This window comes from Cerasicoccus sp. TK19100 (assembly GCF_027257155.1).
GTDB classification, from domain to species: Bacteria; Verrucomicrobiota; Verrucomicrobiia; order Opitutales; family Cerasicoccaceae; genus Cerasicoccus; species Cerasicoccus fimbriatus.
Genome location: NZ_JAPWDU010000005.1, coordinates 361,165 through 381,946 on the forward strand (window position 1 = coordinate 361,165; position 20,782 = coordinate 381,946).

The window sequence follows — 20,782 nt, forward strand, 5'->3', positions numbered from 1 at the left end:
AACGATAGAACTATGGAACCAAAGAAAGCTCCCCTCAAGCAGAACCGCAGCACGTTTGATAAGGCATTCGACGCTCTGATTAATTGGGTCGAGGCTAAGAATATCCAGTACTCCACCGTCGGCAATCCACCAATTTACAACAACAACGTTTTTCCGTGGGCGGCCGAGATCGAAAAAGACTGGGAGCTGATTCGTGAGGAGCTGGAGGACGTGCTGGAAGACCGCGAAAGCCTGCCGAGCTTTCACGAGATCACCAAGGAGGTGGAGACCATCACCACCGATAACAACTGGAAAACGTTCTTTCTCGCCGGCTACGGGATTGAGTGTGAGGAAAACCGCCGCCGCTGCCCGAACACCGTCAAAGCGCTGGAGAAAATCCCCGGCATGAAGACGGCCATGTTCTCCATTTTGTCTGAGGGAAAGCACATCCCAGCGCACCGCGGACCTTATAACGGCGTCCTACGCTACCATCTCGGTCTTCGCGTGCCGGAGCCCCGCGAGCAGTGCCGCATCCGTGTGCACGATCAGTTTTATTCCTGGTCCGAGGGCGAGGGCGTGATCTTCGACGACTCTTTCGACCATGAGGTTTGGAACGACACCGATGGCGTTCGTGTGGTGCTTTTCGTGGATTTCCAGCGCCCGATGCGCGGCTTTGGCAACTGGCTCAACAGCATGGTGATCAACCTCGCCAAGCACACGCCTTACCTCAAGGAAGCGAATAAGAATCAGAAGGAGTGGGAGAAGAAATTCTACGCCAAGAAAAGGTCCCAGAAGAAGGCCGAAAAGCGCGAAGAAGTCGGCGTGGGCAAGTGAGGCCCTCTTTGCCCGTTAAGTTGTGCGAAGCCGTCCCTTACGATTGCATAATTCGTCATTGATCGGCGAAAGCTGAGCCTACATCGTATCGGGCAGTGGAAGAAGCTACCATATTGCGCGATTTGACTCTGGTCGTCGGCGTTGCTGCAGTCGTAACCGTTGTATTTCATTTACTGCGGCTACCGGTCATCCTGGGCTACCTGCTGGCGGGCTTGATCATCGGGCCGAGCTTGCCTGAGCTGCCAAATCTCAAGGACGCCTCAGTCATCAACCAGCTCAGTGAGCTGGGCGTAGTCTTCCTGATGTTTACCATCGGCCTCGGCTTCGATTTGGGGCGTGTGCAACGGGTCTTTTGGCCGGCTTTGCTGGCGGTGTCCCTGCAAACGGCGCTCGCGTTCTTCATCGGAATGCTTTGTGCGCCGCTGGTCGGCTATACGCAGATTGAAGGCATTTTCCTGGGCGCAGTGTTGACCAATTCCGCTTCCATGGTCTGCCTGCGGCTGCTGCGTGACCAAAACCGCCTTAACAGCGTGGAGGCGCAGCTCGCGATCGGCTTGCTCGTCTTTGAAGACATCGTGGCCGTGCTGCTGCTGGTGATTCTGGGCGGGGTCTCCGTATCCGGGCACATCGATTTCGGGCAGGCACCGTTTGTGATCATTGGCGTGGCGATCTTCGTGGTCGCGGTGTATTTCTTTGGGCGTATGGCGGCGGCCAAGCTGACCACGGTGCTCAAGCGGGCGGGCAGCGTGGAGTTAATCACGCTGGTCTCCGTAGCGCTGGTGTTGGCCGTCGGCTGGCTGGCAAGCGAGCTCAAGCTCTCCGTGGCGCTGGGGGCGTTTTTGGCGGGGGCAATCCTCGCGCAGAGTAATCTCTCCAAGGAGATCGAGCGTGTCACCGAGCCGCTGCGTGATCTCTTCTGCGCCGTCTTCTTCGTGGCGATCGGTATGCTGATCAACCCCACGTGGATCTGGAACAACCTTTTTGCCGTGATCGGCATTGCGCTGCTGGTCGTGGTGGGAAAATTACTGGCGTGCTGGCTGGGCTTTTTCCTGGGAGGCGCTCAGCCCGAGGTCGGTTTCCGCGCCTCGCTGCCCAAGGCTAGCGTCGGGGAATTCGGCTTCATCCTCGCGGCAATGGGCTTTAGCCAGGGCATCACGGGTGACGGCCTGACTAGCATGACTGTTGGGCTGGCGATCACGACTTACCTGATCATGCCAGTGGTCAATGCCAAGCCCGACAAGCTTTTCCATGCGCTCGCCAACCGCTGTCCCGACGTGCTCAAGCGCGCGACGCGCATCTATGCGAGCATGCTCGACGCGGTGGGGCGCTACATTGGACGCAGCGCATTTGCCCGCCTGGCCCGGCGCCCATTGCTGCAGGTGGTCTTCTACTTTTTGGTGCTCAATTCCATCATCGCCAGCGCCTACATTGGCTCGCATTTGCTGGAAAATTGGGCCGAGATTCGCGGCTTCGAGGACATCACGCAGCTCGGCGTGTGGATTGTGGCTGCGGGGCTTTGTTTGCCGTTTTTGACCGCGATTCTACGCAATTTAGACGTGCTGATCCTGCTCGTGACCGATGCGGTGATTGGCGAATCCCGCGACCGCCAGACCTTGCTCGGCGGCATGAAAAACCTGTTCCACACGCTGCTGCTTTGCGTGGTGCTGGTGCTCTTCGGGGGGCTCTATTTATCGGCGGCGTCTTACTTTTTCCCCTCCGGCATTACGCTGATTATCTTCCTGTTGTTGTGCGGAGTGGCTCTGGTCCTGTTCTGGCGATCAATCAACCAGGTAAACAGCCGCATCGAGTTCCTCTTCTACCAAAGCTTCCAGCAGCACTCGCGCGAGAGTGATGAGCAGGCCCGCGAGACCGCGCTCAAAGAAATCGCCGGGCGCAACCCATGGGAGGCGCAGATCACCGAGCACGAGTTGTCCATCGACTCCGTCGCCTGCGGCAAAGAGCTCAAGCAGCTCAAACTGCGATCCGAAACCGGTGCTCAGGTAATTGCCATTTCGCGCGGCGGGATGACCCGCTTTGACCCGTCACCACACATCCCGCTCTTTCCCGGCGACCATGTGATTCTCTACGGCGAGAGTGAACAGGTAAGCGCGGCCATCCGCATGCTTGAAGCAAAGCGCAAGGTCGATCCCGCCAGCACCGACCCGCACGAATTCCGTATTGAAAAGACCTACATCGGCGGGCATTCCGACCTGGTCGGCCGGACACTCGCCACCGCTCAATTACGCAAAGAATACAGCATCACGGTGCTCGGCATTCAGCGTGGCAAAAAGCGAATTGTCTCACCGCCAGCCGACGAGCTGATCCAACTGGGGGATATCCTGCTGGTCGCTGGCCGCAGTGACGCCGTGGCGGCCTTCATGGCGACCCATCAGCCGGAAGACCTCGGCGAGGTCACGCCAGCTGAAGTCATCGTGGATCAGGAGCCGCCTCAGGATGAGCGATTTAAGCCATAGTGGAACTCATCGGGTTTTTAATCTACCCGCTTTAAAACACTTTCGGCGCTAGCCGAGACGGGGTGGTTCTCCACGTCTGAGTGAGACTTCCCACCGTGCTTTTCTTGCTTGTGGCAGCATGGGGGATTAGTAGTGTTTAATGGTTTATGCCGTCCGAATCGCCTAAACCGCTGATTGATGTCCGGGAGTCTCTTTCGGGCTGGCAGCTCAAGCTGTATGAGCTGGGTGGCAAACCGCTGAACGACTTTCTGGGCATTTCCGCGCTCAATATGTATTACCAGCGGGTGGTGGATGACCACTCGACGATCAACTTCTACGAGCGCGCCCTGCGGTCGCTGAATGTCGCCTATGAAGTCAGCGAGGAAGACTTGGCCAAAATCCCCCGCGAGGGCCCCACGCTCGTCGTGAGTAACCATCCCTTCGGCATGGTTGATGGCGTCGTTTTTGGCGCGCTGCTGACGAGCCTGCGTGACGACGCCAAGCTGCTCGCGAATTACCTGCTCACCAAGATGAGCGAGATCCAGCCGTGGATGATCGCCGTGGACCCCTTTGGTGGTCCGGAGGCGGCGCGTAGTAATTTTGCCGCGCTTAAGGAGACGATGCGTCACATCAAGGACGGCGGCTGCATTGGCACGTTCCCCTCGGGCACGGTGTCGCACTGGCAGTGGAAAACACGGCAGATCACCGACCCGCTCTGGCTGGACAATACCGCGCGCATCATCCACAAGTCGCAGCCGACCGTGGTGCCGCTTTACTTTGAGGGGCGAAACAGCCTCGCATTTCAAATCGCCGGCATGGTCCACCCGCTGCTGCGCACCGCTTCACTCACGCGTGAGTTGTCCCGCCAGGCCAACAGCGTCGTGCGCCTGCGTATTGGCCAGCCGCTGACCTACCGGCAGCTCAAGGACTTCCCCTCGCATCAAGCGCTGATGGATTTCCTGCGCTTAAAAACCTATTTACTGGCCAAGCGCGAGGGTGAAGAAAAGCCGCGCCGCTTCTCCTTCCCGCGTTTGCCCAAGCGCGAGACGCCAATGAAGGAGGTCGACCCATCCACTGCACCCGAAGTGCTGGCGGCGGAGATTGACGGCCTGCCCGAAGATCGCTTGCTCACCGAGCACGGCGATTTCAAAGTTTATTGGGCGCACGCCGAGGAAATCCCTGAAGTGCTCGAAGAGCTCGGCCGTCTGCGCGAACGCACCTTCCGTGTGGTGGGCGAGGGGACTGGTGAGTCTACTGACCTCGACCGCTACGATCTGCATTACCGTCACCTTTTTATGTGGGACGCCAAGGCGCAGGCCATCGTTGGTTCTTACCGCATCGGTTTGGTCGACGAGATATTGCTCACCCGTGGCCGACAGGGGCTTTACACAGCATCGCTGTTTAACTTCAAGCAGGAGTTCTTCGAAAAGCTGGGCCCGGCGCTGGAGGTGGGCCGCTCGTTCATTGCGGTGGACTACCAGAAAAAGCACGCCTCGCTCTCCATGATTTGGCGCGGTCTGGGCCTGTTTGTGGTTCGCCACCCGCAATATCGGACACTCTTTGGCCCGGTGAGTATCAGCCAGGAATACAACGCTGTTTCCAAGGACCTGATGGTGAAGTTTCTCAAGAAGAACAAACTCCACCACGAGCTGGCCAACTACGTATCCGCCAAGCATCCGCCGCGGGGTAAAAAACTCGGTGCCAGCGAGAATCAGGCCATGCTTTCCTCAGTGCGCAGCATCGACGACGTCTCCGCGCTAATCTCCGAAATCGAAATTGACCAGAAGGGCGTCCCCGTTCTGCTCAAGCACTATCTGAAGCTCAACGGCACGCTGCTATCCTTTAACGTCGACCCCGACTTCGGCAACTGCCTGGACGGTCTGATCCTGGTCGACTTCACCAAGTCCGACCAGCGCCTCCTCAAGAACTATCTCACCCCCGAAGGCCTCCGCAGCTTCCTGGAATACCATTCGGTCGAGGCGCTGATTTAGACCAGGGGTGCCACTTTACCCGCGGGGCAACCTCATGGCTTCGATCGCTGATTGAACGCGGCATGAGCGTTGGTTCGCTGTTCGGATAAGGAATCGATTCCCATTTCTTGACCGACAAAAGCAGGCTTGGTTCGGGCGATTCTTGTCGAACGATTTCACTAACATCGTCTCCACTATCCGTTGAACAGGTATGCGGGTGGCCTATGCTCAGGTCTAATCATGGCCATACTTCAATGTCGCTTTCACGGCAGTGGACATATGCCCGAATACTTTATGACCAAGCAAAGCCAGCACCCAATAAGCATTCTATTCATTGGCGACAGCATCACTGATTGCGATCGGCGGACGCAGCACCAGCCATTGGGCAATGGATATGTGAAATTAATCGATGACATGTTCAAAGTCCATCACCCGGAATGCCAGGTTAAGATCATCAATCGTGGCTTGGGCGGCAACACCATGGACGACTTGCGATCACGCTGGACTGACCATGTGTTGTGCGAAGAGCCGGATTGGATTGTGTTGAAGGTTGGCATCAATGACTGCAACCGCCATGTGACGGACTCAGCGGCTAATCCACTGCAAAGCCCGGAGCAATACGCCGAAATCCTGGATCATTTGATGGGGTATACGCGCCAGGCGCTACCCGATGCCAAGGTGCTGATCGTTTCTCCATTCTACATCAGTCAGGACATGGATTTACCGGGATCATACCGGGCGAGAATTCGAAAAACGTTAGACGCGTACATTGAAGCCAATGAAGTTGCGGCGAAAAAATTTCACACAGAGTACTTAAATTTGAATGCGGCCTTCCTCACGCTTTCGAAATACTATAAGCCTTGTTACTTGGCGGAAGACGCGGTCCATCCGAATTCGACTGGGACTCTTTTTATTGCGACAAAATTATATAAAATACTGGAATCCGCTTTAGGTTTGGTTGAGCTAGAGCATCATTCCGTTGAGCTAAAAACCGTCGATCTTTGAGCGTAAAGTGTGGGATAAGCGAACTTCACTTACGCCATAGAAGATAACATAAAAAGGTCGGCCCTAAGCAGGACCGACCTTCATTGTTCAGGCAAAGTTTCTATTACGCTTGGCGTTTGCGACGGCGCAGCATCATTAAGCCAAGGGATACGGCTCCGAGCGCCATCGCAGTCGTGGACGGCTCTGGAACAGCAGCTACCGTAATGGAGCCCGATCCGCCATCCTGGAAGATCGAATCGTAGGTCGAGTTGAGCGTTGCATAAGAATACGTGCCTTCGCTCAACGTATCACCCGCAATCGTTAAGGCTGAGAAGGTCAGGCTTTGATCCAGAACAAAAGTCGTGCCAGAGGCGATATTCAGTCCACCCGCGGAGGTGAAATCATTATCGAAGTTCAAGCGGCCCAGATTTAGATTCACGTTTCCAGTATACGAGCTTGCATCCAGTGCGCTTAAGTTTGCCCGACTGCCGCTGCCGGCGCTGCCAGCGCCCACGATAATGTCGGAGGAGCCCAAAAGTGTGTCCACATTCAGGCGCACACGACGGAAATCATTAGTGCCCAAATCGAGCGCTCCGTTGAGCGTCAAGGCCGTTACATTCAGACCACCACCCAGGGTGTTATCGAAATTATTGGTGCTCAGCGAAGAACCGCCGGCCTCGACATTGAGCGTGCCTACGGTTGAATCGATGGAGGCGTCGTGAAATGCAAGGAGGAGGGAGCCGCCGGATAGATTCAGGGAATTGCCGCCAAAGGTATCTTGCGTCGAAGGCGTGCGCAGAGTGAAGCCGTTGTTAAAGTAATCACCGTTAACATCAAAGCTGGTAAGCTGGCTGCCGCCTGCAGGGCTGTCATACCAGCTGTTGGTGCTGTTTACTGTCTCCCAATTATTAGGACTAAACTGGTTTTGCTGCAGAAAGTAATCAACGGCATTGGCGGAAGGGAAGCTGCTTGCCACTACGCCAAGGATCGCGAGGGATGGTATCTTTTGTAGCATCGTTTTCATGTTAGGGGGTCTGTTGAGTATGAGGTGAATATGGCGCTTCAAATTAGAGCTGAGCATCATATGTATGAATTGAAACCTATATTTTAGGGCCTCATTCAACAAGCATGCCAGTGGTGTAATCGTTCACCAACAAGTGGCAGCTATCGCTGCGTGACGTATGAGCGGAGAAGTCGTAACTTCTTATTGCGCGATTGGCCCAACCAGCGTTAGAACCCCGAACTGAGAAGGCTCCCAGACGGGATCAAGGCCTCGGCCCCAGAGTATTCGCGCAGTGCGGCCGTCGCCGTCATTATCGGCTAAGGATATGCTTAATCCCATGCGCGCGCCAAGCTGTGGCGTCAGTCCGCCTAATTCGGTCCACGGGAATTTAGCCTCGTATGTGGTGCGATTTCCTTCCCGCTTGATGGCGACTTCGTAGGCCGAAGAATCTTTTGCCAGATGACCGCTCATAAGCCCACCGGAAAATTGCTCTGGCCGATAAAGAGTGAACTTACCGCTGCCGCCGCCGGGCGATGCCGCGCTCAAATAATAAGCAAAGGCGCGGTCGTTGCTTTTGACGCCCAGACGAGAAGGCTGAAACGCTAAAGTCAGGGAATCGCTATTGATGGTTTCATTGCCAGTGTTCGGAACCACAGACTGATCATCCACAATATCAGCCGCAAAATACAGCGCCTCATTATCCCACTGGAAATACGCCACCCCGCTCAAGTTTTCCGGGGTCCATTGATAATCGTCCGCATCGACCTTGAGTTGGTTCACTGCGAGCAAAGGGATAGGGTTACCCTGCGGCCAGTCATTCAATTTTCCATCCACCTGTGGCGCGCTGCTGGCTTCATGAGCTTCGGTTGCGTAGTCCGAGCCTTCATACAGCGTTACCCGAACATTATCAACGAGCATGGAGCCTCCTTCTTTGCTCGGATTCACGACAGGGCTAAAATCAACCTTGAGCGTATCCGCAGGCGCCTCGCCCTGATAGCTTAGCAACAGCCAGGAATCTGAGTCGGATGGCGTCTGGAAAACATGCGGTATGTATAGCGTCTTCTGTTTTCCGTCTGCCAGGTGGTAGGTGATATTCGACCCGCCTTGTTGAACATTTTTCGGGTGCGCCCACATCGTATAGAGGAATGGACGCCCCGACGGCAGATCGATGCTTTGGCTTGCCGTAAGCCAGCCTTCGTTAGCTGATTGTAAATTTAACCACTGCTTACCAGTCCCCAATGAATCGTTGGATGGCGCCTTGCCGCCTTCGCCCAATACCGACCACCCCGCGCGGCCGACTTCAGCAGATTCGAAGCCTGAATCCGATAGCAGGTTGTCGAGCGATTCCGGTTCAATCCACGATACGATAAAGGGCTTCTCAACTGTCGGTAGCTGGGCGCCTGGAAAACGGATCATTGCTTTCCACGCTTCCGAGCCGCTCTTTGGACGCTTATTGGAAGCCGCCACTTTCAGTTCCAATATTTGTTGCTCGCCCGCTGTCAGGTTTAGCTTCTTTGCCACAGTCTCCTTTGGTGCATCGTGTGCTTGAAGGACGAGCTCAATCGTGATTGATCGGTCATAGGGATTGTAGATCCGCAAGGGGACTAATAAATCGCTTTGCGTTACAGCCGTTAGCTGAGGCAAAGGCTGGGGACGATCACCGCTGCCCACTTCCAGCACGATGTTTGCTTTAAGAGTATTTAAATTTCCGCCTTCGACGAATACCGGCATGTCACCCAGCGCCAGGGACAAGACGCCTTTCGTTGTGTTTATTTTCCGATCCCTGCCTTGATCGTCGGTCACTGTGACGACCGGCGCGCCGACCGGTAATTGGTATTGCCCCGGAATTCCGGGCGCAGACAGCACCAGAACCGCCTCTCCATCCTGATCAAACAGGTGGGCAACCGCGCCTTGACCGAAAAAGAACTGACCCAGTGGTTTCGACTGAGCCATCTTGGAAATAAAGACAGCTGCAGTCGTGGCATAGGGGCGCACCGTTGCCGAGTCCAACAGATAGCTCCAATTGCCTGCGGGATCCGCATGTCCGCCAAACAAAGTAATTTGTTCGGCCCCGGCGCTCAGTTCGGCAGTCCAGCGGTCCATGATCCACTGCGACTGGCCGTCGTGTTGAATCATCTCAGTTAATGGCATTTGCCAAACGGAGTAGCCGAAGCTGGTTTCATTATCCCAGACTGCGACGCGGTCCTTTTCACCGACTGCGGATAGATCGCTCTGCGCATCGCGAACGGCATCGTAATTCCCATAGTGCACGGGCAACACATCAATGTATTCCGCCACGCCTTGGTTGAGTAGGTCATTGCGAAAATTGCGCGGCCAGAGCCCACCCGCGAGCTGTATCTTCAATTTAGGATCCACGGCGTGCACGGCATTGGAGCCCGTCCGAACGAAGTCAATATAGTTGCCGACAGGGTCTTCGACCAAGTCACCCGGAACAATTTCGTTCTGCCATTCCCAGCCCCAAATTTGTCCGCCCCAGCGTTGGCTGAGCGTTTGCACGGTTGTAGTCAAACCTTCATGGTCGAAGCCATAGGGGACATAGGGCACGTTACGCGCGTCGCCAGTCTGCACCCAGGCAGGCGGATACACCAGGCAAAGCCATGGCGTGATGTCATGCTCGACATTCGTTCGGAGGATTGCATCCCAACCATCAGTGTTCCAGCGATCGCGACCCGGGCGCACCTCGCTCCAGGAAAAGAAATGCCGCACCCAGCTAAAGCCCAAGCGACGCGCGATTTCGTTTTCCGCATCGGTCCGCACATTGGTTACGCCGAACTTTGTCTGGGTATCCGCAATTTCTTTTACCAAATCTGGAATGCGCGCAAAAACCATCTCACGCTCACCCCAATCTTCGATCATGGTCTTCAAGACAAACGTGCCGCGTTCTTCAATCGGCAAAGTGATTGAAGTCGATTGCCCGATCGGCGCCGGACGGAACTCTACGACGCCAGACTGGGTGCGCCCATCCACATTGGTGATGGTATAGCTTAAGCGGCGGTCTTTCTCTGTCGTGGTGCCCTTTCGAGATTGGACTTCAATGATGACCGGCTCATCGTAGGTGAAAAGATTCCCTGCCTTGCTGGTGGTCAGGTCGTAGAAGTCATGAGTCTTCATGAGCGTCGGCCCGGAGGCGCGTAGGTACCATGGCCAGTTCTGCTTGCCGCCATCCATCTTAAAGCCACCGATAAAGAGCAGGTCGTTAAAAGCATGTAGCTTGGGCACGGTGTAGTGAAACTGTTTACTGCCCAGGCCAGGCTCAATACGTACGCTTTTCGAGCCAGTTAAACCGGGGATGTCGATATGCGTCCGGCTCGTGGTGTATTGGCCGTCCGGATTATCGATCCATGGGCCCAGCGCGCTTAGATAGAGCTCCGTGCCACCGCCCCAGCTTTCCGAAGGGTCCAAATAGTAATCAACCGTAACCGTGAAATCGTCGCCTTCGGTATACGAGCCCGCCGGCGATTGAATGGATAGCCAGCTTTTCTTGAAATCAACTCCCTCCGGGCGCAGGGAATCGTTCTTCCCCGAACCTCCGCTGACAACCGGCACGACCGGCCCGCGCAACACTTCCTGTCGTGATTCCCAATCGCCATCCGGGCTCAGGAATGCCGTTACTTGCACCGCAGCCATATCGGGTTTTGGGCTAACGTTCAGGCGAACGGTTTGTGCTTCGCCCACGACGGCGTCTTTGCGGCTCCCGTAGGAAAGCATGCCGCCAAAGCCGCCATCAGCCTTCATCCAATACAAATCCGCCGCCAGCTTTGTGCCCACTGGCACGGGCTTGAGAATGGTTAAACGGACATCAAAGGGTTCCCCCACGTGTACGCTTGACGGATACTCAATCGTGGCCCAATCCGACTCTTCGGTGACAGTCTCCTGGGCGCTTGCCGGCAAAGCAAAAAGAACGAGTCCAAGTTGAAGTGCAATGGTTTGAAAAACTTGCCGCATGCGGCGGTAATGCAGTCTTATCATAGGGGCTAAATTGGGTAAAAACGTATTATATTAGACTGCCAATGAGAACAAGCAATTCAGGCCCAAGTGATATCGTTCACAGACCGGTATGAGGCCCGCAGATCGATTATTGGCTGGATTTAAAGAGCCGGAATGAATAATTGTTTTATCTACACTGTCGTTACCCATTCCCGGCTTTGGCCGATGAAACCGAACTGCATTTGCGGACATGAATGACCACACACCTCCGGTGACCATGAAGGACGTTGCCAAAGCGGCGGGCGTCGCTGTCAGCACGGTCAGCTATGCGCTGAAGAACAATCCAAAGATACCGGCCGCTACCCGTGAGCGAATACAAACGGTTGCAAAGCAAATTGGCTACAAGCCGGACGCCTATGTGTCCACCTTGATGGCGCGGCTGCACAACAAGCGCCTAAAATCGGAACAAGCAGTCTTGGGCCTATTGGTTGAGCAAGGCATCATTGATTTGCTGGACATCGTTCCGTATCATCGGGACTGGCATCAGGGCATGCATGACCGGGCCAATGAATTGGGCTATAAAATTGACCGCTTTATTTGGGAGCCGGATACGCTGCCGGCCAAGAGCATGGTCACTTCGCTGGTTACCCGGGGCATTCGCGGCATCCTCGTCGCGCCGTATTTACAAGGCGCGGCCAAGCTGGACTTTCCCTTTGAGAATTTCGCTTGTGCTAGCACCGGCGTTTCTTTGCGTAAACCAGAGCTCCACCGAGTGACGACGGACTACGCCTACAGTATGGAGCTCGCCTTCGAAAAACTCCTCCAATACGGCTACCGTCGGCCGGGACTTGTGGTCCCCAAACCATTTAATTCGCATACTGGCTCGGCCATTCTCGGCTGCTATCTATCCATACAATTACTGAATCAAGAGGTGGAAGCGATACCAGCATGCCTGACTGAAAACTATGAAGTCGATGCGGCTGAAGTGCTCCCGTGGTTTCGCCAATACCGGCCTGATGTATTGCTCGTCGTGCAACCCACTGAGGTTGAAGCCATCATCAGTCAGGAGTTTTCTATTCCTAAGGAGGTCGGCTTGATCGACCTCACGCGTGACATCCCGGAGAGGTATTCCGGAGTTCGGCAGTCTGGCTATCAGCTCGGGCGGACGATCGTTGAAATGGTGGTGAACCAAATCCACCAAGGCGTCGTCGGCGTCCCCCAGTCCAGTAATACCACCTTAATTAAAGGTGAGTGGATCGAAGGGGAGTCATTGGTTACGCGCTAAAAATTGCTGACTAAAGCAAAATGTCACTGGAGTAACCTTGATCCTGATAACGTAGAATATTGGCTTTAATGGCCAGACTGAATGCTTTCGTTGGCATCTCAGAAATCGAAGCTGAAATTAGGTGGCAAGTGTTCACCTAGTAGATGGTTCCAGTAATTGCTACTGAACCGACAGCATTAGAAAGATCGAACGTTCACTTTCACGGTCTTCTAAGGATTGGCTACTCCGAACAGTGATGAGTTTCATCTCTTCGTCGATTATGTCTTCAGCAACAGTGACACTTGCAATGGGAATAGGTGTCCAGGCGTTTAGATCATATGATTCATAAACTCTAAAGATGAGCCCGTCGGTTTCGTCGATCCGCCGACGAAATTCAAGCGAAATATATTTAGAGTCATCGACTTCGACTTGCTTATACTGAGGCATGATAGACAGATCATCCCGCTTATTAGGATTTCCTCCAAACGCTAGTTCGAAAATTTGGTTGATCGAGTCGCCATCCGGGTCAGATTTTGGATCATTATTTAACGGATTTAATCCATATTGAGCCTCCCACCAATCGGGTAATCCGTTACGAGCATTATCAAAGTTGTGGTTATTGGTAATACGAATGGAGCCACTGTTTACTGTAACGGCGTTGGTCAACGCCAAGTTTTTCAAAGCGCGGTCATCGCCGACCTTAAATGAAGCGATCGCCAGATCCGAATACAGATCAGTTGTCGCTCCTGAATTTGCGGTGAATTCCAATATCGCTAACTGTCCTCCACCGCCGGACATGTTCTCTGATCGAATGAATGAGAGGTTTAGCACGCCATTGCTTAGTTCGTGCTCTAGGTCGAAATTTATGCCTAATTGGCCAGGAGTTACTTTGCTCAACTTAAGCACCGATGAATCGAAGTTAACCTGAATCTCGATGGAGGCAATGCCTGCAGTATCGTCAATGATTACTGGCGTATGGACAATTGAACCAGGACTCACCTCATAATCTGGTATGGAAACTTGATACGCATGAGCATAAGGCAGGTTAAAAGCCGCTAGCGCTAATGAAAAACCAATAAGCCGAATTATATTATTTCTGATCATTCGATGGAAAGCCCCCTTAACATTCTTTTAATAAGGACAACGTCCCCAGCGGATAATTCACCATCGCCATTTAAGTCTCCAGCAATGATTTCTGTATCAGTTGGGTCTGGCGAATTGGATTTAGACAATGCTTTGAGAATGTCCTCATCAGTTGAAGTTACCTGACCATCGCCATTTAAGTCTCCAGGAAGGAAGGTATTTGCAACTTCCATGCTTGCAGGTTCACCGATATTGACGTTAACCGAGTATCCTGATTCAGCATGAAGTTCGGCGGACTGGACATAAATGGTGGTTTGTAGGCCAAGTGTTGAGGAATCATCCACGTAGAATTCCAAGACAAATAGCTTTCCTGATCCGCCTTGGATAGAACCGCTCAAGCCGTTGATAGATAACAGCCCATTCGCAGTCGCTCCATCATCATTGAAATTCAGTTCTTGGCTGAGCGAAGTCTTAAGCACACTTGGTTGGCCATCAATTTGTGTTCGAGGTGTAATTACGGCGGGATCATAGTTTATGTCGATTTTTAATCCCTCGCCTGTTAATCCTAACGAATTATCGATCGACAATTGCACCTTCACTTTTTTTGCGGGTTGGCCACGAATTGATCGTAGAGATAGACTGACTTCGCCGGCACCAGCTGATACCAATTGAGAAGGCGTACTTTCCAAGATGATTGGTTCCGTATTGCCAGGTTGCAGGTAGCTAGTGATAGAAGTTACCTGATAATGCAAGAGCTCTCCAATGCCGGCCGTCTGGTCAAGGTATTCAGGGAGGGGCTGAGCTTCATCCAGCAGACTCTCGAACGGATCGACAAGTTCTTCTGCCCTATAGATAAAGTATCCGGCTATGCGCGATTGCCAGCTTGGATCCCAACTTAATAGAATGCTATCAGCGCCAGTGGTGGCTTTCAAGCCGGATGGCCGTCCAACATGAGGATCAGATAAGCTAATTAAACTTCCGTTCTCTAGTCCGGCAATCAAGTCGACATCCCCGTCGTTTTCCAAGTCGACGGCTGCTATTTTTAGGCCTTGGGCAAAGCCAGAATGCGTGCCGCCCCAAACCTTGCTCCTTAATGTGAAGTTATTAGAACCATCATTATAGAACTCCCAGATTCGACCTTGTTGGTCGGACGCCAGCACATCTAGCGAGTTATCCTGATTAATGTCACTCACGCTTAGACTGACACCATTGGTGACGGGTTGACTGAGAAAGTCATGATTGTAAGCGCCGAAGTAGGGGGTGCTTTGGGTGTTTTCGAAGTAGCGCACAGTGCCATCGGATAACATCGCAAATAGATCCGCGTAACCATCATTGTTGAAATCTGCCAAAGACGGGATCAGCATGCTTGTATCCATTGTTAGCTCGAGAATGGTTCCGCTATCGTTGATGTTATCCATGGAAGGTATTAGATAGAGAATGTTTGTATCGCCACCAACCACGAGGTCATCCAGACCGTCGCCATTCCAATCCCCACCGGCTATGACCGGATTTTGCAGATTAGAGATCAGATCATTTAATGTCTGTGTGGCTTCCACCTTGCGGAAATTTAAAAACCTCGTGTTGCCAATGTTTTCATATATCCACAAGCCTCCCGCGTGAGCGACAAATAGATCGAAGTCCTCATCTCCGTCCCAATCCGCGACCGCAACCGATGATTGACCGTCAGTTATTACACCATCCTGACTTTCTGAATTGGTTGAAAAAAATGGAGTGAGGACGCCGTCGACTAATGCTAAAGAAACGTTTTCATAGAATTGGAGATCGACAATTACTGATTCGGAATCGCCCCAAAATACCCCCCCTGGCGTGGTGCGAGTGTAGAAAATTGGACTGCTGGTATCTTCAAATTCTTCCAACAAGGTGTAGCCATCTCCATCGGTATCCGAATCGGAGCTATGGTCCAAGGTCCCATAATAGTATAATTCATAGGCATCCCGGATAAAGTCATTATCTGAGTCGCCTTCAGCATAATGAGCTATTGCTTCAATATCTTCGCCATCTACTTCAAAACTGACCTGTTTTTCGGAGACTCCCCAATTATCAGTGATACGCGCTCCATTAATACTCCAGTATGCGAAATCGGGGTCATCAATATTCGCAGTTGTTTGCATATGTCCATTAACGACAGTGCGGACTACTGTCGGAATGATTCCTTCAGGATTGCTAGCTATTTTATACTCGTGGAAGTTACCGAAGTTAATACTTATCGAATTTGAATCAGCCCAAAAAATACCACCTTTGGTCTTATAGCTTGAGAAAACCGGGGGAGCGCCTGAATCATAATCTTCGCCGATGGTTACGCCGTCGCTATTGGGATCAGATGATCGTGAATAGGCGAGGTCGCCAAAATAATAATATTCGTAGTAATCTGGTAAACCGTCACTATCGCTGTCTCCAGCAAATACAAAGGCAATGCCTTCCCGGTCAGCATTTACCATTTGAAAAACCAGTCTGGTAATCGCAACGCCCCAAGCGTCTTCCTGTCTCACGCCATCGAGTGTCCAATAGCCAAATCCTTCTTCGAATGCGAAGTCTTTCGAGGTGACGGTATAGCCGGAATCTACTTCTTTGGTATACTCATAAAGGCCTTCTGGTTCGGAGCGAAGTAAAAAGGTTATACCATCCTTAAAATCGATGGTGATGGAATTAGAGTCTGCCCAGAAAAGGCCACCTTTGGTTTTCGTCTGGGCAAACAATGGGTGAGCTCCGGTAAGAAACTCTTCTCTCAATATCGTTCCATCGCCGTCGTCGTCACTAATCGCAGATTTACTCAGATCGCCAAAGTATTCAATCTCGAACCAGTCGGGCACCAAGTCATTGTCTGAGTCAAAGTCATTTGGTAAATAATGTGCAGTGGTGGTCGTTTCTTCGAGTAATACGAAGGAAACTGGATTGATCGAGCGCCCCCACGCATCCCTGTATGATTCAAGAGGATGTGAATCAATGGACCAATGGGTAAAGCGATAGCCTTCATAGCTATTTGGAGCCGTGTCAGTTTTGTAAATTTTACCAGTTTCCCGATACGACATTGACGGGTAGATAGCATTGATGACTGAAGCATCAGCATCATTCACTGACTCCTTTGTTAATGCAACGATGGCAGCTTGGCTGGTGTTCAATGCCAATGTTACGATCACCAAAGTAAGGGCTGCTCTAAGTGAATAAGAGGCCTTTATTGAACTCAGTGTTTGGAAATTTCCAAGAAGCATGGGACTGGACGTCAATTTACTGGAGCTTTTCTGTGACCGCGTAAGAATTCTTGTCCCCAGCAGCAATTAATCGCACATTAGTGAGATTTGCCGGTACATTGGTCTGCCCATAGTCATTATTGCCCCACGCGACTACTGAGCCGTCCGCTTTAAGAGCCAATGCATGTTCTCGGCCTGCGGATATGGCTATGACGTTAGTTAGGCCAGCGGGCACATCGCATTGCCCATCGCTATTATTGCCCCAAGTGACAACGGAGCCATCCTCTTGAAGCGCCATGGCGAAGTTATAGCCCGCGTCAATGGCTTTGACGTTGTCTAAGCCTTCCGGTACATCGCATTGGCCGGAACTGTTATAACCCCAGGCAACGACTGTTTTGTCTTCGCGCAATGCCAGAGAGAAACGGTAGCCAGCAGAAATAGCAATTGCGTCATTCAAGCCTTCCGGTGGCGTCGTTTCGCCTGAGGAATCATTTCCCCATCCGATGATCGTGCCATCAGATTTTAGAGCCAACATATGTCTTCCGCTTGTGGCAAGGGCAATGCTGTTATCAACTTCGTCGGGAGTGGTTACGTAGGACCCTCCATCATAGTTAATTACATTGACGTAGCCACCTTCCTGTTGATAGATTATATAGGAGCCACCACAATCAAATAACGTTATTTTCGGATCAAACTCTGCATCGTCATAAATGTAATCAATACCGCGAAAATCGCTATAACCTCCCCATGAGCTATAAGTTCCACTATCCCTGAGCGCGGTCACGTGTGTTTCGCCAGCGGAAATTTTTCTTAGATCCTGTGTATTCTTCGGAATGGATGCGGTTTGGCGGTATTCATTATCTCCCCAAGCATAAATAAAGGCTACGCCATCATAAGGCTGATCGATTGCATACCATCCGTATCGATGCGAGTTAATATAACCACCCCAAGGGAGCGGTGCGCCGCGTATACCCGTCCGGGCAATTTCTGCAAAATTAATTTCTTCAGATGTTGCCAGAGCCTTATTTGCTAACCTCATGAAGTACGGCACCGCATAGGCGCTAATCGAATAAGAGCTAGTGAGTTCGAAACCCTCAAACACTCCACTATTCTCATTCGCAATGATAGCTCCATCAATTAAGTCCAATCCCGGGTCCAAGCGGGCGATTTGCCAAAATAAGAGGTCTTGGATATTTGCTGAAATACTGCCGTAGGTAAGTTCTTCATGCTCTCCAGCAGCAGGTATGGTGGTCCAACTAAAGCCTAGAAGCTCCCGACTATCTTGGCATAAAATCTCAAATTTAATATTGATTAATTCAACGTCCAAGTCTGCTGCTACGTCCCACGTTAAGATTAGCTCCGTATTTGTTGGAATATCTTCGCCGATGTTAGCTTCTGTGCCATCAATAAAAGTCATTGGGCGGATGACGTTATCGAAGTCGCGTCCATGGCCAACGAACACCAGTGGATAGGCTCTGACGGTCTCATCGTTTAAATCAGAAATACGGAATATAACATCCAGATACGTAGTGCCTTCCCGCATAGCGGCAGAAATAATTTGAACTTCTGGCTCATCAGACAGCTGCTTGTAGGGGCGAAAACGAATCACGCCATCCTTGAAGTCATACATCACTTCATGGTCTTGATATAGCACTTGGCCCCAATTTAGATCACTACTCTTGTTATCGTCGACAGTTACCTGGTTTTTGCCACCATCGTTGACGCTCAGAAATTCTAAGTTGAAGGCATCATATACTTTGTCACCAATGCTTCCCGCGCCATCGATATCTAATGTTAACCTAACGTCCTCAATAAGAATATTAGTGGAATCAACTAAGCCAGCATTGCTCAAACTACTGAGGCTGTTTGCTGGGAGGTTAAAATCACTACCACCGATATCCGGCACTCCGGTTGCGGCTCCAACCGCCACTAGGTTGTTGGGATAACCAACGGTAGCTCCATTAATTGAAAGTGGGTATTTGCTGAAGGTGTTGAATCCTGTCGTGGGAAAGATCCGACCATCACCTGGTTCAAGCGTTGTCGCGTAGGGAAATAGATCTGCAAAATCATTGCCACCTGAATCATCCATAATAATGCGCAGCACCGGATTTTCCGAATCCAAGTGGATGGTGAAACCCTTGGCATTGCTTATCTGTCCCAGAGCGGAAAAGAATTGGCTTGATGTAGGAACTCCAGAGTTGGAATTTGAGAATAACCCTGTTCCGAAAAGGCCATAATAAGTTTCGTGGAGTCCAGGTTGATCTACTGAGAATTTTTCGTTCCAAGTTGTGGATGTTGGCAGGTTGTTAGCTGTCGCCTCAGTGACTTGGCCTACTGTCATACTGGGAATTGTCAGGTAATCATTACCGGATGCATTGCTTAATGTGACAGAAGTGGTTACTGGTATGATCGTGCTAAAGTTTACGCCGTTGTCAATTGATGTACTTTGATTTACCGCTCCGCTGATACTTTGAAAGTCACCCCAGTATTGCCGATCTGGCCGATAGGGTGCATCTGGGTATTCAGGAGATGGCTCGCTCGGATTGGCATAACTGGAATATCCTGCGAATAGACCTCCAGTGCCGGTGTCTAATTGAAATAAACGCGGTTCCCCGCCACCAATCTTCAGATAAATGCCGTAGGTCTGTTTCGTATTTTCACCACCAATATCCACAACATCGCGTTGAAGCGGTATCTCAATAATTGAATTACTGCCCAGCAGGCTCAGGGTCGCTAGCAGTATTAGAAAGGTAAAAGAGTGCTTATTATACATTTTTTAAAAATCGTATGAACTAATATCAGCACTACTCTAGTTGGCGCCAAGTAAAAAACTCTGCGATGGTAGCCAAAGACACATTGTATTTGATGTTGTGCCACACACTGAGCTAGATAACTAAGCTGACGGCTTTTATAATTTTTGGTTAGTAACAGTATAAGGCTGTTTCATGTCGTGACTGTGAGGTTTTACAAGATAGCCGTTTGAGGCGTCTTAGCTACTGCAGATTGGATGAGAAACTGCTCATCAATCTACCATTCTGACAGTGGTTTCGGATGAATGAATGCTATTTGAGTGATCGATCACCTAAAAATGATTATTAATTGATCAGTCGATATCCCGTGCACCTTACTATAGGCCCTCTAAGTCAATAGGGTGGCGAGCGGTGCTTAGTACACTATGCTATTGTACCGCGATTGGGATAGGTAACTTGATCAACTGACATGGTCGTATTTAGTAAATGACTTGGTCAGATTGTCAAAAAAAATGACGATGTCATTAAATTTATTTGCCTACTGTCATCCACCAAAGTTAAGGTAGGTCTCCGAATCAATTTTTCCGGCCTTTAACCATTCCTTTGCCCAAGCATAAGCGTCAAAGTCAGCATTCAGGAAAACTCCCTTAAGCCAGGGACTTAACGTGTGGTATGGCACACCGGTGCTACCGTAGGCTTCGAGGAATTTCAAGACTACCGCGAGGCCAAGAGCGCCCTGAGCGCCACACAACTGATGCACGACTGGATAGCCCTCAACGCCGCCAAAGGGCAGGAGGTTGACCTTGGTCCGCTGGGACGTTCGCGCCTTGGCATGAAAGGTTCGTTTACCGGCTCGCCCAAACGCATCCTGGATAAACAGGTCACGCTGACGCTTGCATGGATTTTTCCCCGGAAGTTAAAAGAGCGGGTCGCCAACGCTGGCGCGAAGCTCGTCCGCAAGCGAGTCGCCCCCGTAGTCAAAGAACCTCTGGTCCAGCAAATCAAGGCCGTCGAGGCCAACGGCCAACTCCACCCAGCAGCGGATATATACGTGCCGGGTCAGTTCATCCGCATTTACGGCGCCCGCTTGAAGTTCAACCCCGCCGCCGAGGACGAGGGCGTCTTTATCATTAAAGGTAAGCAGAAGCCGCGTCGCCTCACGGAAGCCCTCCGCATCACGCAGCAGGAATTACTGGTCCGCATCCCGGATGATGTTAGCGGCCAGTGCAAGCTGCGCGTCGTCCGCCGACATCCGGCGAAAACCGGAGAGCTGTTGTGGGGAGAGCTGTGGAGATAGATTTCTGA

Annotated in this window: 11 protein-coding genes; 6 read left to right on the forward strand and 5 right to left on the reverse strand. The window is 51.6% G+C overall.

Annotation, left to right across the window (positions count from 1 at the left end; all coding sequences use genetic code 11):
- Window positions 1-12: 12 nt before the first annotated feature.
- The 4 genes from O3S85_RS14065 to O3S85_RS14080 all read left to right on the forward strand — a co-directional run bounded on the left by O3S85_RS14065 (window position 13) and on the right by O3S85_RS14080 (window position 6,241).
- On the forward strand, window positions 13-813 hold the full coding sequence (locus tag O3S85_RS14065; protein ID WP_269541140.1) for an aspartyl/asparaginyl beta-hydroxylase domain-containing protein: 801 nt from the start codon (window positions 13-15) through the stop codon (window positions 811-813).
- 95 nt (window positions 814-908) lie between these two features.
- A complete protein-coding gene (locus tag O3S85_RS14070; RefSeq protein WP_269541141.1) occupies window positions 909-3,287 on the forward strand; it encodes a monovalent cation:proton antiporter family protein in 2,379 nt (792 codons plus the stop codon).
- A gap of 146 nt (window positions 3,288-3,433) precedes the next feature.
- The gene (locus O3S85_RS14075) at window positions 3,434-5,257 is read left to right on the forward strand and encodes a bifunctional lysophospholipid acyltransferase family protein/GNAT family N-acetyltransferase (RefSeq protein WP_269541142.1); all 1,824 of its coding nucleotides are present in this window, start codon (window positions 3,434-3,436) and stop codon (window positions 5,255-5,257) included.
- A 219-nt stretch (window positions 5,258-5,476) separates the two neighbouring features.
- Window positions 5,477-6,241, forward strand: a complete 765-nt coding sequence (locus O3S85_RS14080) for an SGNH/GDSL hydrolase family protein (RefSeq protein ID WP_269541143.1) — start codon at window positions 5,477-5,479, stop codon at window positions 6,239-6,241.
- Window positions 6,242-6,344: 103 nt separating this feature from the next.
- Here the strand turns inward: O3S85_RS14080 and O3S85_RS14085 are convergent, their stop codons facing one another.
- Window positions 6,345-7,244 (reverse strand): PEP-CTERM sorting domain-containing protein, encoded by a 900-nt coding sequence (locus tag O3S85_RS14085; RefSeq protein ID WP_269541144.1) that lies wholly within the window; start codon window positions 7,242-7,244, stop codon window positions 6,345-6,347.
- 180 nt (window positions 7,245-7,424) lie between these two features.
- On the reverse strand, window positions 7,425-11,213 hold the full coding sequence (locus O3S85_RS14090; RefSeq protein ID WP_269541146.1) for a sugar-binding protein: 3,789 nt from the start codon (window positions 11,211-11,213) through the stop codon (window positions 7,425-7,427).
- A gap of 208 nt (window positions 11,214-11,421) precedes the next feature.
- Here O3S85_RS14090 and O3S85_RS14095 point away from each other — a divergent pair, with 208 nt between their 5' ends.
- Window positions 11,422-12,456 carry a LacI family DNA-binding transcriptional regulator gene (locus O3S85_RS14095; protein ID WP_269541148.1) on the forward strand — a complete coding sequence of 345 codons (1,035 nt, stop codon included), beginning with the start codon at window positions 11,422-11,424 and terminating at the stop codon, window positions 12,454-12,456.
- 159 nt (window positions 12,457-12,615) lie between these two features.
- On the opposite strand, the gene O3S85_RS14100 is transcribed toward O3S85_RS14095, so the two are convergent.
- From O3S85_RS14100 to O3S85_RS14110, 3 genes are read right to left on the reverse strand one after another with little or no spacing between them, the layout of a single operon-like run.
- The gene (locus tag O3S85_RS14100) at window positions 12,616-13,539 is read right to left on the reverse strand and encodes a cohesin domain-containing protein (RefSeq protein WP_269541149.1); all 924 of its coding nucleotides are present in this window, start codon (window positions 13,537-13,539) and stop codon (window positions 12,616-12,618) included.
- Window positions 13,536-16,748 carry an FG-GAP-like repeat-containing protein gene (locus tag O3S85_RS14105; RefSeq protein WP_269541150.1) on the reverse strand — a complete coding sequence of 1,071 codons (3,213 nt, stop codon included), beginning with the start codon at window positions 16,746-16,748 and terminating at the stop codon, window positions 13,536-13,538. Before O3S85_RS14105 ends, O3S85_RS14100 begins: the two co-directional genes overlap by 4 nt.
- Window positions 16,749-16,764: 16 nt before the next feature.
- A complete protein-coding gene (locus O3S85_RS14110) occupies window positions 16,765-19,500 on the reverse strand; it encodes an RCC1 domain-containing protein (RefSeq protein ID WP_269541151.1) in 2,736 nt (911 codons plus the stop codon).
- A 644-nt stretch (window positions 19,501-20,144) separates the two neighbouring features.
- Here O3S85_RS14110 and O3S85_RS14115 point away from each other — a divergent pair.
- Window positions 20,145-20,774, forward strand: a complete 630-nt coding sequence (locus O3S85_RS14115) for a hypothetical protein (RefSeq protein WP_269541152.1) — start codon at window positions 20,145-20,147, stop codon at window positions 20,772-20,774.
- The last annotated feature ends 8 nt before the right edge of the window (window positions 20,775-20,782 follow it).

Coding starts and splice junctions, on each gene's coding strand:
- O3S85_RS14065 (WP_269541140.1), top strand. CDS start 13: ATGGAACCAAAGAAAGCTCCCCTCAAGCAGAACCGCAGCACGTTTGAT.
- O3S85_RS14075 (WP_269541142.1), top strand. CDS start 3,434: ATGCCGTCCGAATCGCCTAAACCGCTGATTGATGTCCGGGAGTCTCTT.
- O3S85_RS14080 (WP_269541143.1), top strand. CDS start 5,477: ATGGCCATACTTCAATGTCGCTTTCACGGCAGTGGACATATGCCCGAA.
- O3S85_RS14085 (WP_269541144.1), bottom strand. CDS start 7,244: ATGAAAACGATGCTACAAAAGATACCATCCCTCGCGATCCTTGGCGTA.
- O3S85_RS14090 (WP_269541146.1), bottom strand. CDS start 11,213: ATGATAAGACTGCATTACCGCCGCATGCGGCAAGTTTTTCAAACCATT.
- O3S85_RS14095 (WP_269541148.1), top strand. CDS start 11,422: ATGAATGACCACACACCTCCGGTGACCATGAAGGACGTTGCCAAAGCG.
- O3S85_RS14100 (WP_269541149.1), bottom strand. CDS start 13,539: ATGATCAGAAATAATATAATTCGGCTTATTGGTTTTTCATTAGCGCTA.
- O3S85_RS14105 (WP_269541150.1), bottom strand. CDS start 16,748: ATGCTTCTTGGAAATTTCCAAACACTGAGTTCAATAAAGGCCTCTTAT.
- O3S85_RS14110 (WP_269541151.1), bottom strand. CDS start 19,500: ATGTATAATAAGCACTCTTTTACCTTTCTAATACTGCTAGCGACCCTG.